Origin of the sequence: Mucilaginibacter sp., assembly GCF_035492695.1 — a bacterium.
Lineage (GTDB): Bacteria > Bacteroidota > Bacteroidia > Sphingobacteriales > Sphingobacteriaceae > Mucilaginibacter.
The window spans coordinates 337,087-353,446 of sequence record NZ_DATJJC010000012.1 but is presented as its reverse complement, the minus strand read 5'-3'; the positions used below and the strand labels follow the sequence as shown (position 1 = coordinate 353,446).

At 46.0% G+C, this 16,360-nt stretch carries 9 protein-coding genes; 6 read left to right on the top strand and 3 right to left on the bottom strand.

Annotated elements, in window-relative coordinates:
- Positions 1 to 3: 3 nt before the first annotated feature.
- From VL525_RS08255 to VL525_RS08245, 3 genes are all read right to left on the bottom strand, one after another.
- Positions 4 to 3,225 carry a SusC/RagA family TonB-linked outer membrane protein gene (locus VL525_RS08255; protein WP_325385287.1) on the bottom strand — a complete coding sequence of 1,074 codons (3,222 nt, stop codon included), beginning with the start codon at positions 3,223 to 3,225 and terminating at the stop codon, positions 4 to 6.
- Between the two features lie 29 nt (positions 3,226 to 3,254).
- Positions 3,255 to 4,658, bottom strand: coding sequence for a TlpA disulfide reductase family protein (locus VL525_RS08250; RefSeq protein ID WP_325385285.1), 1,404 nt, complete (start codon positions 4,656 to 4,658; stop codon positions 3,255 to 3,257).
- A 117-nt stretch (positions 4,659 to 4,775) separates the two neighbouring features.
- Complete coding sequence (locus VL525_RS08245) at positions 4,776 to 5,057, bottom strand: hypothetical protein (RefSeq protein ID WP_325385283.1); 282 nt, start codon at positions 5,055 to 5,057, stop codon at positions 4,776 to 4,778.
- Between the two features lie 298 nt (positions 5,058 to 5,355).
- Between VL525_RS08245 and VL525_RS22800 the strand changes: the two genes are divergently transcribed.
- The 6 genes from VL525_RS22800 to VL525_RS08220 all read left to right on the top strand — a co-directional run bounded on the left by VL525_RS22800 (position 5,356) and on the right by VL525_RS08220 (position 16,357).
- Positions 5,356 to 5,583 (top strand): helix-turn-helix domain-containing protein, encoded by a 228-nt coding sequence (locus VL525_RS22800; protein WP_414684733.1) that lies wholly within the window; start codon positions 5,356 to 5,358, stop codon positions 5,581 to 5,583.
- 365 nt (positions 5,584 to 5,948) lie between these two features.
- Positions 5,949 to 6,401, top strand: coding sequence for a very short patch repair endonuclease (locus VL525_RS08240; RefSeq protein ID WP_325385281.1), 453 nt, complete (start codon positions 5,949 to 5,951; stop codon positions 6,399 to 6,401).
- Positions 6,402 to 6,415: 14 nt separating this feature from the next.
- Complete coding sequence (locus tag VL525_RS08235) at positions 6,416 to 8,140, top strand: DNA cytosine methyltransferase (protein WP_325385279.1); 1,725 nt, start codon at positions 6,416 to 6,418, stop codon at positions 8,138 to 8,140.
- Positions 8,141 to 8,142: 2 nt separating this feature from the next.
- The gene (locus VL525_RS08230; RefSeq protein ID WP_325385278.1) at positions 8,143 to 9,819 is read left to right on the top strand and encodes an NERD domain-containing protein; all 1,677 of its coding nucleotides are present in this window, start codon (positions 8,143 to 8,145) and stop codon (positions 9,817 to 9,819) included.
- On the top strand, positions 9,810 to 12,182 hold the full coding sequence (locus VL525_RS08225) for a hypothetical protein (RefSeq protein WP_325385276.1): 2,373 nt from the start codon (positions 9,810 to 9,812) through the stop codon (positions 12,180 to 12,182). The genes VL525_RS08230 and VL525_RS08225 overlap by 10 nt, the downstream gene beginning before the upstream one ends.
- A 5-nt stretch (positions 12,183 to 12,187) precedes the next feature.
- Positions 12,188 to 16,357: a helicase-related protein gene (locus VL525_RS08220; protein WP_325385274.1), complete on the top strand. Its 4,170-nt coding sequence runs from the start codon at positions 12,188 to 12,190 to the stop codon at positions 16,355 to 16,357.
- Positions 16,358 to 16,360 lie beyond the last annotated feature (3 nt).

Genomic DNA, 16,360 nt, shown 5'->3' with positions numbered 1-16,360 from the left:
ATGTTAAAGTCCGATTTTCAAACCAAGTGAATAAGTGCGCGGGAGCGGAATGCCGGTAGCAACATAGTCAGGATCAAGGTGATATTTGTTAGCCCGCCATAGGATGCCGATATTATTCGCATAGGCGTAAACCTCGAGTTGCCTCAGTCCAAGATTTCTTATCATTCCCGGGTTGAACTCCCAGGAAAGCCTGACGTCCTGCAGGCGGATATTGTCACCTTTAAGCACATTCACTTGTGAAAAGTTGTAAACGGCATCCCGGTTGGGGTCAGCCGGATAATCCAGAGACGGCACGTTTGTTTTACTTTCGTCACCCGGCTTTTGCCAGCGCTGATCAAAATCGTTATATCCCTGCCAGTTATTGAATAGCGCTGAATATCCGGTGACCGGCCTGCGGAAATAATAGTCAAAGCGGTAAACGATATTGAACGAAAGGGCCAGCGATTTATATTGAACGTCATTTCTCAATGAGCCGAATAGCTGCGGCAATGCCGACCCGCTCACCACGATGTCCCCCGCAGTCGCGCTGTTCACGATCGACTCGTAATCCTCGCTGACCTGGCCATTGAAATAACCGCGTGGATTACCATTCAACGGATCAAGGCCTGCCCATTTGTAGCTAATGATACTGTTCGCCGGGGCGCCGACTTTAAAAGTGTTCAGGTAGCCATCACCTATGTAATTTGCGTAAGAGGTTGGTGAATACAAGTATTTGGCCACCTTATCCCGGTTGACGGAAAACAACAGCGATGTTGTCCACTTCACCGGCACTTGCAAATTGACAGTATTCAGGGTTATATCGACTCCCTTAGTGTGGAGTATCGCACTATTTTGAGACAGCACCGTTCCTGCCCCTTCTGTAATATCGGCAGGAACCAGACCGATCAGGTCCGTCGCGTTTTTATAATACCATTCCAGACTGCCGGAAAGCCGGTTGTTCCTGGTTGAAAAGTCCAGACCGAAATTTAGCGTACCTATCTTTTCCCATCTCAGGTTCGGATTGGGATAATTGGTAACGACCGCGAACGGCAGACCATTGATGGTATTGCTGCCCTGCGGCTGGCGGTATTGCGCCGTGGTTACCGCCGGAACGGAATTATTGGCGTTCCCGCTATAACCGTAGGTGGCACGCAGCTTCAGGTAGGGTACAGCTTCCCAGTGATAAAAATGTTCATTCGATAGCTGCCATGAAAATCCGCCCGACCACAACGGCACCCATTTTCTGTTTGTTTCCACGCCGAAAATATTCGATGCGTCCCGCCGCGCGCTGCCACTTACGGTATAGCGGTTATCATAGCTGTAAGAACCGTTCGCGTAAACTGAAACATTCCTGTCCAGCAGCGAAGAGACGTCGTTATAATAAGGCACCACCTGATCGCCCTGGAGCCCGTCATAGGTCGGGAACTGCGTGACGTAATTAACGGGTATCGAAGTCAGGGACTCCGGATCGTAACCATAATCCCTGTAGAAAAATCCCTCCGTCCTGCTTTGGCGCACCTCCGCACCGGCGATGAAATTCAGCTGGTGTTTTTGGCGGTATAAATGATTGTAATTGACTTGCCCGCGAAGGTCATAAGCATTCAGGGCATTGCCGGACTGATCCAGTATGCCGCCTCGCGGGATACCGTAAACGGGTGTTCCTGATGACAGGTCGGTGAACTGGTTGAGCAGGTTGCGGGTGTAATAGGTCTGTGCGCTCTGGTAGTTCCGGCCGTCGGTTGACTGGTGCTCATATTGATAGTGGACCTCTGCGCTCAGGGAGGGCAGGAAATGATATACTGCACCCGCCTTGAGGACGACGTCATTCAGCCTGGAGGTATTGTCTGCCAAACTGATCTCCTGAAGCGGCCGGTAGCTCCAGTCCAGCAGCTTTCCCTGCCCCGTTGTATCCGTAAAGGATTGCCGGTAATCTTTAGGGATGGCCTGCGGTTGCCCATTTGGCGTGGCAAGCCGGGCATAAGGATAGAGCCCGGACTTCCCGCCGCCCGGATAGATCGCATTCAGCCCACCCGGGCTGTTCTGCTGCGTATTGGCCTGCGTAAATTGCGCGCCGAGTTCTATCTCCAGGTTCTTCACTGGTTTTAAATTATTTTCGGAACGGACGGTAATGCGGTCATTCTGGTTACCAACCAGGCTCTGCAGAGACTTGTCATATCCCGCAGAGAAATCATAATTAAAGTTGCCGGTGCCGCCCGAAAGGTTCAGGCTGTGCTGCTGCGTGACTGCATTTCGGTAAAAGTATTTCTCAAAATCATTGCGCACGTCAAGCTGGCGCAGCGCATCGATTTGCCTGTTTGCTTCCGTGGCCGTCAAGACACCGCTTTGCTGCTTATACAGGATCTCTTCAACCGGCGAAAAAACCGGCCAGCTGAAATTGTCGGCATTCGCACCATCGTAAAAACCCTGGTTGAACAGGTATTTCTCTACATCGATAAAGTCCGATGAGCTGATGCTGGGAATAGCAAACAGGTTGGGCTTCTGGCTGATGGTCAGGTTACTGTTCAGGCTGATCTTCATTGCCGTATTATATCTCCCTTTTTTTGTGGTGATCACCACCACGCCGTTTCCCGCCCGCGTCCCCCAGATGGAGGCGGCTGCTGCGTCTTTGAGGACAGTGATACTTTCCACATCATTTGGGTTGATGTTGTTGACATCGCCCTCATAGGGAAAGTTGTCTACGACGATGAGCGGTTGGGTATAGCCTTCTGTCAGGGTACTCAGCCCGCGCACGCTGAACGTGCCTGTTGTTCCGTCGCGCTTATCAAACAGCAAGCCGGAGGCTATCCCGTCGAGCCTGCTGACGATATCTGGACTGACTTCCCGGTCGATCAACTTATTGCTCAGCTGATCATAGGAACCGGTTGAGCGTTCCATCGGCAGCACCTGGTAACCGGTTGAGACGGTCACTTCTTGCATCTGGCTGATATTCGAAGAGAGCAGTATCCTGATATTGCCTTCGGGCTGAAATGTGATGGCCCGTTTTACTGTAGCATACCCGATGTAGGAAATGACCAAAGTATCCGGAAAAGCCCTGATCGAAATTCGAAAATTTCCCTGATCATCAGTAGTGGCAAAAGTATTCGAACGAATTGAATGTATGGTTGCGCCGGAGAGTGACAGCTCTGTCGTCTTATCGGACACCTGGCCCGTGGTACTGCCTTGCGCGAAAACGCAAGCAGGCATCAGGGCTAACAGGTAAAATATTAAGAGGTTCTTTTTTTTCATATGACTGGTTTTAAAGTTTGGTTGCTGTCTTATTGAGAGCTTATTTTATCGTTGGAATCGGTCAAAACGAACATCGGAAGGCGCAGGATGGCAGGTTTCAAGAGGAAACCCGATGCCTTAAGCGCTTGTTGCCAGTCTTTGATCGTTGCCGGTGGTTTGCTGAAGTCGATATCGAATGTAGTTTTCAGCTGGGTACCGTCAACGACCGGCGGCATTCCGTCAAACTGGTTGAGCAGTCTGAGCAGTGCTTCTATCCCCGTTCCATGCAGGTAATGGATTTTCTTTTCAGGGTCTATATAGGCCTCCGCTTTCTTCAACGGGTCATGGTGGGCACCAGTCCCCGTGTAAACCAATATAAAGCCCTGCACTTCACGCTCTTGAATGGAACTCTTCCACCCGAAATAAAAATCGAGGTCGTTGCGTAATTGCTGTTGAAAAGCCGTATGAGCGGTGCCGCTGGGAAAGGTTCTTTCGTAAGTCACTTCATTCTTTCTTTCCCAATCAGAGCGGACACCTGCATACGGATGGTACAGGAATTTGTCCGAATCTTTCACCAGGATCAGGCGCCTGTTTGCCGTGTGCGGCAGCGGGCTGTTCATCGCGATGGAATACAGGTTGGCTGGCAGATGGTTGATCAGGTCGTACCTGGCCGAACCGTGCAGGCTATCCATGGTCTCCTTACCGGTTAGCGGCAATCCCGGCTGATGGCCGGTGATCACCATCGAGTACGTTGTGCCAGACGATAGTTGGTTGCCATGTATCTTAAACAACGGGCTGTCGAGCGAAAACCTGATCAGGTCTTGCTTTTGTACCAGCTCAGGATCTGCGCCGTTAAGAATGGATCTTATATTCTTCGCGTTTAAGTTATCCTCATCCCATTGCTGGTAAAACTTGCCATTCCTGATAACGACAATGTGCGGCAAATAACTGTACGGAAAAAGTTTGGAAAACAACTGGTCATCGGTAACCAATATGCCCTGAAAGTTGGCATACCAGGGGTCATGGGCGAGAAACTTTTTGATCGTTTCCTCTTTCTCTTTGGTGACGGAAAGGATCACAACCCGGTCCCGGAACTCCTGCTGAAGATCATTAACCTTTGGCAGCGCATGGATACAGGCGCCGCACCATGTGGCCCAAAAATTGACAATGACTAATTTGTCCTTGAAGTCATTGAGGCTTGCGGTAGTTTTTGGGTAATTGATCAAATGACTGAAATGGACCTCGCGCAATGTGCTGCCTGTATCAAGGCGCTTCAGTGCTTTTGCGTCGCAACGCAGCATGGAGAAAAGAAAAACAATCAGCCATAGCAGCAGCAACCCGACGATGTACCGCTTTTCAATTCGTTCCCGGCGAACGGGAGGGTTGTCGGTAATATTTTCTGTTTGCTTCCGAAAAGGCAATAGCCTTCCCGGGAAGCGAATTTTAAGCTTCATTTTAGATTAGTTTAGTGGGGTAGTCAGTTAATTACGGCCTTTCGGCCGGTTGAAGAAATACTAGAGTGTGCTCACTCCGGCGGGCAGATGAGAAGAAGCCAGGTATGGACGGAATGGTTATTCATTGCCGCCCCCCTGTTGCCGGTTTTTGGAAACCCTGTTCGCCTCGTGTTCAATATGAGCGGCCGCCACGAGGTCTATTAACTGATCGAAGAACAGGGCGATCTCTTCGTCTGATACATCAACTTTGAACTTGCATTCCTGGACTGACCAGCATTGGAAAACTTTCCAGAAAAGGACCTTTGCCTGGTCAGGTGTATGAGTCTTAAAGAAGGCCGCGATGACCTCCTGTAAGGTTTGCCCTGAAGATAAATTTTTGTTTATATATGCAGCTTCCATGCCAATTTAGGTTTTGGTAAGCTGGTTCCATAAAAAATGCCATAGGCGTGGACTCAACTTACCGACTTAAGGTACCTGAGAGAACCCGCCAACGATAAGCGAGCCCACACCTATGGCATGGGCATTCACTTACGTCTCATTGGCTAAAAATTTCTCAGGTTTTTAAGTCGAGACAAAAGCGATTGCTTCGATAAAGAAGTATCGCAAAACAAATATAAAAAATTCTTAATTAATTGGTAGTATTCTTCCAATTTTATTTCAACTAAACTTCTGACCTTTCGTGTAAACATCGAATAACTTGAATATTGACATTAACGATATAAAGAAGAAATTTGGGCAAACTCTTAAGAGTATTCGAAAAAAGAAGAAATTGACTCAAATTACTCTTGCAGTTAAATGCGACTTAGACAACAGCCAAATTTCGAAATTGGAACGAGGAGTTTGGGATATTCAACTTTCGACGATAATTATCTTGGCTCAAGGACTTGAGATTGAGCCGAAGGAGTTATTGGATTTTAAGATTTAATGGCCTGCCTAATTTGCAATCGGATATTTCGTTTTGACAATTAATCTTTGGTAGTCCCATGCGTTATTCTTATCCAATTGTGCCAGTTCTATATAGCACCTATTTGCCAGTGCTTTGTAATTATTAAAAAGTCCGCGCCGGCGCCTGATCTTCGCTATTAAACTTCCAACTTTGATCATCAATAAAACGGTAGGTTAGGTCCCGGTAAATTTGAGCACGCAGTATTTTTAAAGTAAGTGCTTAACAGGCAAATTTTTGCCGATCTGTAGCTTAGTATCTTTGCAAGATCGACTCCTGAATCCCAAATTCACTTTTTATTGTCCAGCAATAATCTTTAACATTGACATTTATTTAAAAATGTTCCCATGATCATTGCTGAAAAGAATTATTTGCGAGATGGACGGGCACCAGTGCCCAAGAATGTGGTGACATCTAAGGTGATGAGCGCCAACAGGGCGAAAAATACCAAACCCGAATCAACTCTGAGAAAAGCTTTATGTGAAGGTGGTATTAGAGGTTACCGGTTAAATTGGAAAAAAGCACCCGGTCGGCCAGACATTGCCTTTCCCGGTAAAAAAATTGCAATTTTTGTTCACGGTTGTTTCTGGCACCGTTGTCCATCTTGCAACCCACATTTACCACAAAGCAATTCCGAGTTTTGGTCAAAGAAATTTGAGAACAATGTGGCGAGGGATGAAAGAAATTTAGCGCAGTTGGCTCGAATGGGTTGGCAGGTTATTACTGTTTGGGAATGCGAGATAAAAAACAACCTCAAAAACGCTGTCGATAACATAAAAAATCATATTTTCACCCTTTAAACCATATCTTATCAATGGACGAACTTACAGTTTTGGATCTGTTTTGTGGGGCCGGCGGCTTTTCCGAAGGCTTCCGTCAGCAAGGTTTTACGATCCTGCTTGGAATAGATAACTGGAAACCAGCCATAGACACTTACAATCACAACTTTGTTCTAGATTGCAAGGTTCAGAACATGCTCGAATTCAATGCTTCGGTAGAAAAAATAGAAGCGCTCCCCGACACCGCGATAATTATCGGCAGCCCCCCATGTGTCAGTTTTTCGCACTCGAATCGGTCCGGAAAAGCTGACAAGTCAATGGGTATTAAGCTAATAAAAGCCTTTCTACGTATCGTGGCAGTAAAAAAGCACAAACCAGGTTCTCAACTCAAGGCATGGTTCATGGAAAACGTTACGAAGTCTATTTCGCACCTTTCCTCACAATATTCCTTTGACGACCTTGAATTAGGCGAATGGGCAATAAATAATGGTAGAACAGGTTCTGACGTGGCGATCATTTTAGAGGGTCATAACGTGGTGATCAATTCAGCCAGTTATGGTTCGCCCCAAGCGCGGAAAAGAGTTATCAGTGGAGAGATCGTTCGGTCCGGTGAACTGGTCGTTCCCCGACCAACCCATCGCGCGTTTAATGACACCACGTTGCCTCCGCAATTACCTGTATTTAGGACGCTCGGGCAGATGAGGGCGTGTATGCCACGGCCAAATGAACGGGAAGTAGCTGGACGATTTACCGATCCTTTATATCCACATCTTTCCATTGACCTGTCGACACTTACCGACCATTTTTACGATACCGGGCTTTACCGATCGGAATGGAGAAACTCGATGCACCTCAAAACTAACCATCCTTATATGGGTGTAATGTCGTTTCCGGAGAACGAAGATAATCCTAGCAGGACCATCACTGCTACCAAGATCGGCACATCAAGGGAAGCGATCATTTATCGCTCAGAATATGATCGGATCGGTGACGGCGAATACAGGACGCCCACGGTTAGGGAGGCCGCTACATTGATGAGCTTTCCTATAACTTTTCAGTTCATCGGATCGGAGGGCGCTAAATGGCGCCTTGCAGGAAATGCTGTTTGCCCATCTGTTAGCAGGAACTTTGCGGCAACGGTGCGAACAGCCCTCGGTCTGATGCCAATGACCCAGCCATTAGTACAACGCGAACCCAGGCTTGAAAATGTTAAGGACCTAAACACTTTTACTCAAAAGATATTTAATGATCCACCTGTCCGTAACACTGGTTCGAGGTTCAGGCGTCACCCTTTCAAATATGGTAATATCACGGTCACCTTGTCCAATTACGACATTACGAACAAAGAGGAGTCAGTTTTCAAATGGATCACCTCAGTTCAATATGGAAATGGCGATGGGTTCCCTACAGTGAATTTCAAAGACCATTATTTCACGGGTATCGAGCATATAATCAAGGAATTCCCGAACGGGCCAAACTTCCTGGAGATCGTCAATAACGGTTTTTCCGAACATATAGCGGACGGTAAAACGATGCAGGTACTGTATGAACAACAGCGGGATCAAAAGAACTACATGGAGCCAACGGCGCTGGTAGAAAAACTGGCAAATATCATTGATCGGTGTTGTGCAAAAGGCCTGTTCGCGCAAAAAGACCATGTCATTTTTCCGGACAAGGAAACAGTACCACAAAGCCAGGTAATGGCCCTCTATGCGATAAACAAAATATGCTCGGTTGCTAACGAACCAATCCCAGATTGAACATGCCTGTACATTTCATCGACAACTATCCGCGTAATGACCTTGCCAGTTGCATATGCAAACCTGACAAAAGCCCTTTATACGGTGAAATGTGGGTGTACCAGGAAATGATGAAGTTCAATGATAACGGCTTCCTGGCGGAGGAAAACTGGTATGTCAAACACAACTATAACCTTTCGTCCCATCCGTTCAGTGAAAAGAAAGTAGAAGGGCAGATCGACTTCATCATTGTAAGTAAATATGGAATTCTTATCATCGAAGTAAAAGGCGGTGCAATTGAGGTTGACCGGGATGATGTGTTTTATTCCTACGATGGTAAAGACCGCAATAAAAGGTACGAGGCGCAAAACCCTTTCAATCAGGTGAAGGAATATGTGCACTCTTTGAGAGCGTTGATCGATTCTTCTCCCTTCGTTTACCGTGCGGTAATTTTTCCTCACGAAGCAAACTTTAGGTTACATGGGCCGCAGCTATCGGGCTACGATTATCTTTTCTTTTCAAAAGCTGATCTTGAAAGAAAAGAAACTGAGCACGGAAAAAATCAGCTTTTTTTTGATTTCCTGGTAAAACTGGCGAAGATCTCGCGCCGAACGATAATCGAGCAATTGCATTCCAACGTCCCTAAAGACCGTGTGGAAACAAGAATTTGGGAACAATTTCCGTTGTTGGGCAAACGTGAGATCGATAGGCTACGTTCGGAGTTGTTTCCGCAACAAACAACCTATGGTTTTGATCCCGAGCGGGTAAGGAACGATATCATTCTGGAAGAGAACTATGAAATCCTTAAGGGTCTTCGCAGAAATCGTAAGGTAATGGTGCAAGGTGGTCCCGGAACAGGTAAGACTGTTCTTGCCACGAAGTTCCTAGCCGAGAATCTTATCAAACAACACAAAGGCATCTATTTTTGCGCAAATCAGCTATTACGCGCAAAGATGCGGCACCTAATTTGTGAAGAATATCGCCTGGATCCGAACCTGGTCAGCTTTCGCATTTATCATTGGGACATGCTTTCAACCATCGGCAAGGAGCATATCGATTTTATTATTATTGATGAAGCACAGGAGTTTTTCGACAAAGGACTGGATGCGCTCATCGAACAAGTTGAAATAGCTGATCGGCCGAAGTGTCTCATATTGTATGACCCGGAGCAAGCCATCATCCAAAATTTCAAGGACATTGACTGGTACGCCGATTTTTTGCTGGAAAGCAGTTTTGTTCATTATTTGTTCGACACGACCTGGCGCTGTACCCAGAATAAAAGGATTACTGACCTTGCGCAGTTGTTACAAAATGGTCAGTATAAAAGAATACTAAAAGAACACGAGCAGCTATGTACCTACGCAAGTGTAATTACCGCCCGGCTTGAAGCAATTAAAGGAACGATTGACGAAGCAAAAAGCGAACCTTCTAAATACATTATATTGGTCGAAAGCCATTTGATAGACGAAGTAAGAAAGATAATAAATGATTATTTCAACCGCCATGTTGAGGAGCTGTCAGAAAATAATATCAACCTTAAAAATCTGAAGCTACGGTTCACAACACCGATCAAGTTCAGGGGACTTGAGTCTGAAAATGTCATCCTGATCACATCTGGGTTTAATGACCGCACAAAGATCGAGAACTACATTGCGGTCACCCGTGCAATATATTCTTTTAAATGTATCATATGGAACTAAAGGGTGTTTCATATCGGTGGATACATGGGATCGTCACGGCTATCCTTAATGAACGGGATGTGGATATCACAGAAGACAGTGCTTTTTTTATGATCGGGGAATGGTACTTTAAATGGATATTACTCGATATTCCCGAGCTTTCGCTAAAAGTACCGTTGTATTGGAAGGAGCAAATACGGCCCTTGCTCGAATACCTGCACTGGGCAGACCTGTTGTTAAAGTTATTATCTTGCGATCCGTTAAAAGACCTGAGCGGTTTCGCGCTTTTCGATATTAGAGGCTATCGATCTTCGGACGGTTATTACCGCCGGAACAAGAATTTTACTATCGAATATCTCCGGTCGAAGCCAAATGTGCATTGTTTTGACAATGGGGTGTTAGTGGCCACAGACCGGTTCCTTCCGCTTTTCCCCGATGAACAAATACCTGGTCACAAAAACATTTTTGAAGACCTTTTTTATTTGTTGGATGCAATGGGCAGAGGGAATTTTATTCCTAATGCGCTTGGCATTGATCTCGCAAAGGATATAACACTGCACATTACAGAGTCCAAATTGGATATAGGAAATAGAGCCTTAAGCAGATTTATATACACGGATCTCTTTCGCAATGACCACAACCTTCGCGATAAAATATTGGATGAACTTCAGGAGACTGACATCACCCGTTGTTTGATACTGACTTATCCCTACCACGTCGATGTCAGTTCTGCCGTGATCAACGAGTTTCGGGGCGGTTCAAGAATATTCACGATAGAACTATCAAATAGGTTTTGTCATGAAGATATAACCGATGAGCAATTGATCTTGACAAATGCCGAGTTGGGCGTTGGTAGCAGTTCGGACATTATCGATGTGGTCAATAGCTATCAGGTAGTGAACACCAATTGTGACCCCCTATTGATAGCGGCGCTCATCGAACTAAGGAACGGCTGGGACAAGGTAGGGTTCAATATATTCACTACGCCGTTCCCTACAAAATGGTTCATGTGCATTCACAGGGGTTTTCAACTCACGGTTTGGGAAGATCGATTCAAAAAAGATTTTTATGAGGTTTCCGGTCAATTGCTTGCGGAGGCTATCGCAGTCATCAGGTTGATCTATCAGCTGGACTGGATAGGTAATTATCTGCCGAGAGATAAGAACGCTGCTTTGTTGCTTCCGAAAGCCCCAATGTTCCCTGACGTGATCTCTGCACTGAAAGATCACTTGATCCATACATTTGGATATATTGGATACAGTGAAGAAATCGGAGACCTAGTTCAAAATGGCAAGCCCATTATCCTGCTGGATGCTTTTAATATCATACTGTTGAACAACATACCGCTTTCAGGAAATGCGGAGAGGTTAAGGATCGTTGTTCCGGACTTTCTTTATTACACTTATCAGCCATTTGCCCGCTATCGGGCCTTGAAATACCATTTCGACGCATTAACAAGGGGCGCCAGGGCTATAATTGACAAAGACCAAACGCTTCATCTTGAACAGTGGCAGCGCCAGGGACAAGACTTGCTGGAAAAGTGTAGAAATGCATTGAGGGATTTTAAAAGGACCAAAGCAATAAAAGAAGACCAGGGCGGCGATGAACAAGCGTTGGAAAAACCTGAGCTGGTTTCGGATCTTTCCCGTTCCGAAATGCTTGAACATATCGTTATGGAGGAGCGCAGGTCGGCTCATCGTAATTTGCCCATTAATATTGAGATCACTGTTTCTGGTAATAGAAAGATCGTGCTTCGTCCAACAACTCCGGTACTGATCAGGAAGAACGGGTATCTGATCCGAACCATCGCGGCCGTTCTTGACGACAGTTCTTTGTTCGTACCTATAGAGGATATTGTGAAGAACATGGACATTAGAAACATGGTTGACCGTCTGATAACTCTATCCGACGGTGCAAGGCATTGGCACCAGGATCTCCTAAAATTAAGTCAAACCGAACCCGGGCTTTACAACGGTATGAGAAGCGAGGGACTTTCTATTTCAAGACCTACGTTTGAAAAAGATTATCTCCAGAACAATGACTCTGAAAACGAACTGCATTTGCCAAGATCAAAGAATGACTGGAAGATTGTTTGTGATCGGCTGGCTATCGAGGATCGACAGACAGCGTGGAACGCAGTAAAATGCCGTGAGGACATCAACCGGTTAAAAGCGGCCTATACGAGGATAATCGGTCTAATGGTAGACACCGGCAGCTTTGGCATAAACATTAGTGATAGCGTGATAGAACAGATAACAAGGATACTCGCTGAACTTCCGGATACAAGCGTCAACGAAAAAGAAAAGAAAAGGGACACCATCGCTCTCATCGCAGAGATCAGCGACAAGATCCATCTGGAGCAAATAGAGCAAATAATAACCTGAGCGATATGAACGATATACATGAGCCGATCCTGAAAAAACGAAACGACCTGGAACAATTTTTAGAAGAGCAGATAACCGGGCCCGGTGCGTTTAACAAACGGCTAGTTTTCACGGCTGATTGGGACACGAACAAATTTAAAGGTAAGGCGCTCCGGGATTGTCGTGCATTAGATGATCGCAATGAAGTTATCGGTGAACTTCCGGCTTATCATTACAGTTCCGCAATATTGTTTCCAATTTCGATCACTGCTGAAGAGGCGGCTGCCCGGAGCGAAGACCCCGAACTGCCTAACGGCGATGATGGACAGAACGAAGACATATCGACAAAGGCCGATGACGAGGATTTCTTTGATGACCAGGACGAAAGTGTGTCAAGCAAGAACCAGAACTACCCGAACACCTGCGGCCTCTCCTTTGCCATTGGGGCAGACCACTCCTTGAACCGTGACCTCGCACTGACGGTAACTTTCAGGCAATATCAAAAGATCAGGCAGCATGATTGTCATCAGCGCAAATTAGGGCTTTGGGTCGAGCGTTATGGGCCGCAAACCGCTGCAATCATTGCCAGTCATTTTAGCGGCATTTTCGAGACCGTAGAACTTGATGGTAATATATTTGTCTATTTAGCGCCTGGCGTTGATATCAACCTATATCTATATCCCTTAGATTATATCAACCTCGACCGCCTGCTTAGGGAAACTGTACTTCCCCTTGTTACCTCTATTTTCCCGGATAAAGACCTTTTTCGCGCTGTGGCCAAGACGTATGATGGCGTAACATACGATACGGTAACGCTTTACGAGGGTACATTGCTTGACGAGATACAAAAGATCATACTGGCTAACAAAAGTGATTTTGACACGCTACAATTGCTTATTGAAAACCTTGAGATCTATCAACAGATCAAACAATACGTGAATGAGCTCAAAGCGATCCATCGGGCGAGCTCACGAAGGAACTTTCCGACACCAATTTGGGAATCGCACTTTCATGACATTTCACTCATTCTACCCGCATTTAACGATGGGGCAATTCAACGCGGGGAGATTCCGGTCGAAGGATTTCCTGACCTTTGGGTAAGTTACCAATATCTAAAAGAAACAGATGCTGTATATGTTAAGCTTATTCTTGTCAATAAAGCTATTGTAGAACTTCGCCCAGATGAGCCGGAACAGCTCAATAAAAAGGATCGGGCCAACGAGCTCGCTTATTTTGGTGTTAAAATGATCGTCTCCGAAAACGCCGAACGCATTTTTGTCCCTTATAACCCACCAAATCTGCTAGTCATTGATGAAGAGGATAACTTTAACAAGTTGCTTTATCGGAGGTTCAAGGACTATGCCGAGGGCTACAATACTTCTGTTAGTTGGGGGAATAGTGCCATTGGAAATGATTTGCGTTATGTATGTACCGAATTCTTGCCGCAACAGGATACGCCCAGCGTGGATTTCCGGCCAAGCAAGGTGGAACAGAACAAGGTGGTAGGCTTGATCGAAGATGAAATATTATCAATTCGACGTCTGTCAACACTAACAAATAGGACAGACGATGTTATCCTTGCCGATCTGTCACAAATGATCTCCGCTTACAGCGAATGGATCACCTGTCAATGGACAGAACTTCAATACGACGAGATCACTCAGGGCAAAGAACTGCTTGCAAAACAATTAAAAGCCTGCGAACAAGACCGTAATAGGCTTGCACGCAATATCGAGCTTCTGCGAGGAGACCCAAAGGGAATGGCTGCCTTCCGAATTATGAACACCGCCATGTTCATGCAGTTGCACCACGGCTCAATGATAAAGGCAGCAAAAAAGACGGATAAACAACCCTTCGTCCCTTCCGAAAGCAACGCAAACTTTTATCGTAACATCAGCCTTGACAAGGAATATGCCTGGCGTTCCTTCCAATTGGCATTCATTCTTTTGAACGTTGATGCCTTTATCCGCCCCCAAAGGAACGATCATACTGTCATCGATATTTTTGGAACTGGTTGGCCGGAACGGAACGAGCTCGCCGACCTGGTCTGGTTCCCAACCGGCGGCGGTAAAACCGAAGCATATTTAGGCATCATTGCTTTCGCGATAGCCTATCGGCGCTTCACACATGGAGATGACAGGGGAAAGGGCACTACGGTGCTAATGCGTTATACCCTGCGACTGTTAACGTTGCAACAGTTCCAGCGTGCTACCTTGCTAATTTGCGCGCTCGAGACGATCCGTAAAGATGGGTTTCCAATACCGGGGCCTCTTAACCTCGGTGTCGAACGAATAACTATCGGACTTTTTGTCGGCCGTAGCTCTCTTCCAAACAAATGGGATAAAATGCGCGAAGCGCTAAACAATATTTCGCAGCAGATCACTGAAGGAAAACTGATCACCACCAGCTTGCCGCACACAGAATGTCCCTGGTGTGGAGGTGCTTTGTTCACCAATAGGGCACTTCCGAACATCGAACCGGTGGATAGGGATCATTACGGCATTAATGATAAACTTACCATCATGTGTAACACGTCCGGCTGTACTTTCAATGCCCGGAGGCCAAACGAAAACAAAAGTCTACCGCTCAGGCTTTTCGATGAGGATATCTATAAGTATCCCCCAACCCTGCTATTTGGCACCGTCGATAAGTTCGCGGCACTTGCCAACAAGGTTGCTACTGGTGCGCAAGGAAGAAACCAGGACTCGCGGCGACTTTTGGGTCGGGGCTATAATTACAGTTGTCTCCCACCCGAATTGATCATCCAGGATGAACTGCATTTGTTGTTAGGGCCTCTCGGTTCAGCCGTCGGTCTTTTTGAAAAAAGTGTTGACGAACTTTGTTCGTACGATGCCAACGGTACACAGATCCGCCCAAAAGTAATTACCTCGACTGCTACAACGAGGAACACAGACAAACAAATATTTGCACTTTTTGACCGGCGTTGCGAAATGTTCCCAAAACAAGGTATCGCCTGCGATGATTCGTTCTTCTCGTATTATAAACGAAGAACGGACGATGTTAAAGTATATGCATCGAACCGGCGTTATATAGGTTTGTTGCCTGTTGGGAAAACACAGGTCTGGATGCAATTGCGTGTAGCATCTATCTGTCTTGCTCACAGATTAAAGTTTTTATTGGAGCATTTTAGCTATAATGATATTTTTCATGATACTGCGACCTTTACCGAATTTAAAAAGGCGTTCGATTACTATCATACCGTGCTATCATACTTCAACAGTTTAAAGGAGGTTGGGAAGACGCAGTCACAGCTCAGTCACTATTTGCCTGGCGACCTTAATCTGATCATCAAGAACGTTATCCCGTGGAGCGTTCTTAACCGGATCGTTAAGCCAAGAAGTGAGATCAATGATTCAGAACTTACCGGCCGGTTATCAGGTGAAGAAGTGAAATCTAACCTCGCTTCGATAGAAAGCGCTTGGGAGCTGGCTAAGATGCCCTACCCTCCAGAGCTTGTTATTGCGACTAACATGATCTCGGTAGGTATCGATGTTTCAAGGTTCAACACCATGGTCATCAATTCCATGCCGAGGAACACAGCTGAATATATACAGGCATCCAGTCGCGTCGCCCGCGATCTGGAAGGGATCGTTTTTACTGTTCACCATCCCTTCAGATCAAGGGATATTTCCCATTATCAACGCTTTCGGGAATTTCATGAAAAGTTTTATAGTTACGTCGAGCCCATATCGGTAACTCCTTTTGCAAATAAAGCGCTTGACAGGTATTTCGCCATGTATCTTGCCGTGATGGTCCGTCATGATGAACAGCTTGGTCTCATGAACAACGACGATGCCAGGTCGGTAGATATGGTCAGGGTTCAAACAATACGGCAAGATATAAAGCGCTATATTTATGAGATATACAAACGCTCACTAAAGCTTAATGTCTACTTAAAGACCCGCCCGACAGGTGTCTCCTCGAATGTTGAAGGAATTATCACCGAAGAAGAGATCGAGGATATAGACTTTCAACTAGACGACCTGTTGATCACCAGATGGCTCGATAGGATAACTGGACAGGATCCAACAATTGATATCAAATTTCGTGAATCTGTTTCCCCACAGTCTTTGTTCGCACCAAGGAACAACGAAGCGATCAATGATAACTGGAACGTGAAAGAATCACTTAGGGAGATCGCACCAGCAGTAGTAATCAAAACTGTCCAACAATAAATC

Bases quoted from the DNA above. Each gene is read 5' to 3' on its own strand.
- VL525_RS08255 (WP_325385287.1), bottom strand. From the start codon at position 3,225: ATGAAAAAAAAGAACCTCTTAATATTTTACCTGTTAGCCCTGATGCCT.
- VL525_RS08250 (WP_325385285.1), bottom strand. From the start codon at position 4,658: ATGAAGCTTAAAATTCGCTTCCCGGGAAGGCTATTGCCTTTTCGGAAG.
- VL525_RS08245 (WP_325385283.1), bottom strand. From the start codon at position 5,057: ATGGAAGCTGCATATATAAACAAAAATTTATCTTCAGGGCAAACCTTA.
- VL525_RS08240 (WP_325385281.1), top strand. From the start codon at position 5,949: ATGATCATTGCTGAAAAGAATTATTTGCGAGATGGACGGGCACCAGTG.
- VL525_RS08235 (WP_325385279.1), top strand. From the start codon at position 6,416: ATGGACGAACTTACAGTTTTGGATCTGTTTTGTGGGGCCGGCGGCTTT.
- VL525_RS08230 (WP_325385278.1), top strand. From the start codon at position 8,143: ATGCCTGTACATTTCATCGACAACTATCCGCGTAATGACCTTGCCAGT.
- VL525_RS08225 (WP_325385276.1), top strand. From the start codon at position 9,810: ATGGAACTAAAGGGTGTTTCATATCGGTGGATACATGGGATCGTCACG.
- VL525_RS08220 (WP_325385274.1), top strand. From the start codon at position 12,188: ATGAACGATATACATGAGCCGATCCTGAAAAAACGAAACGACCTGGAA.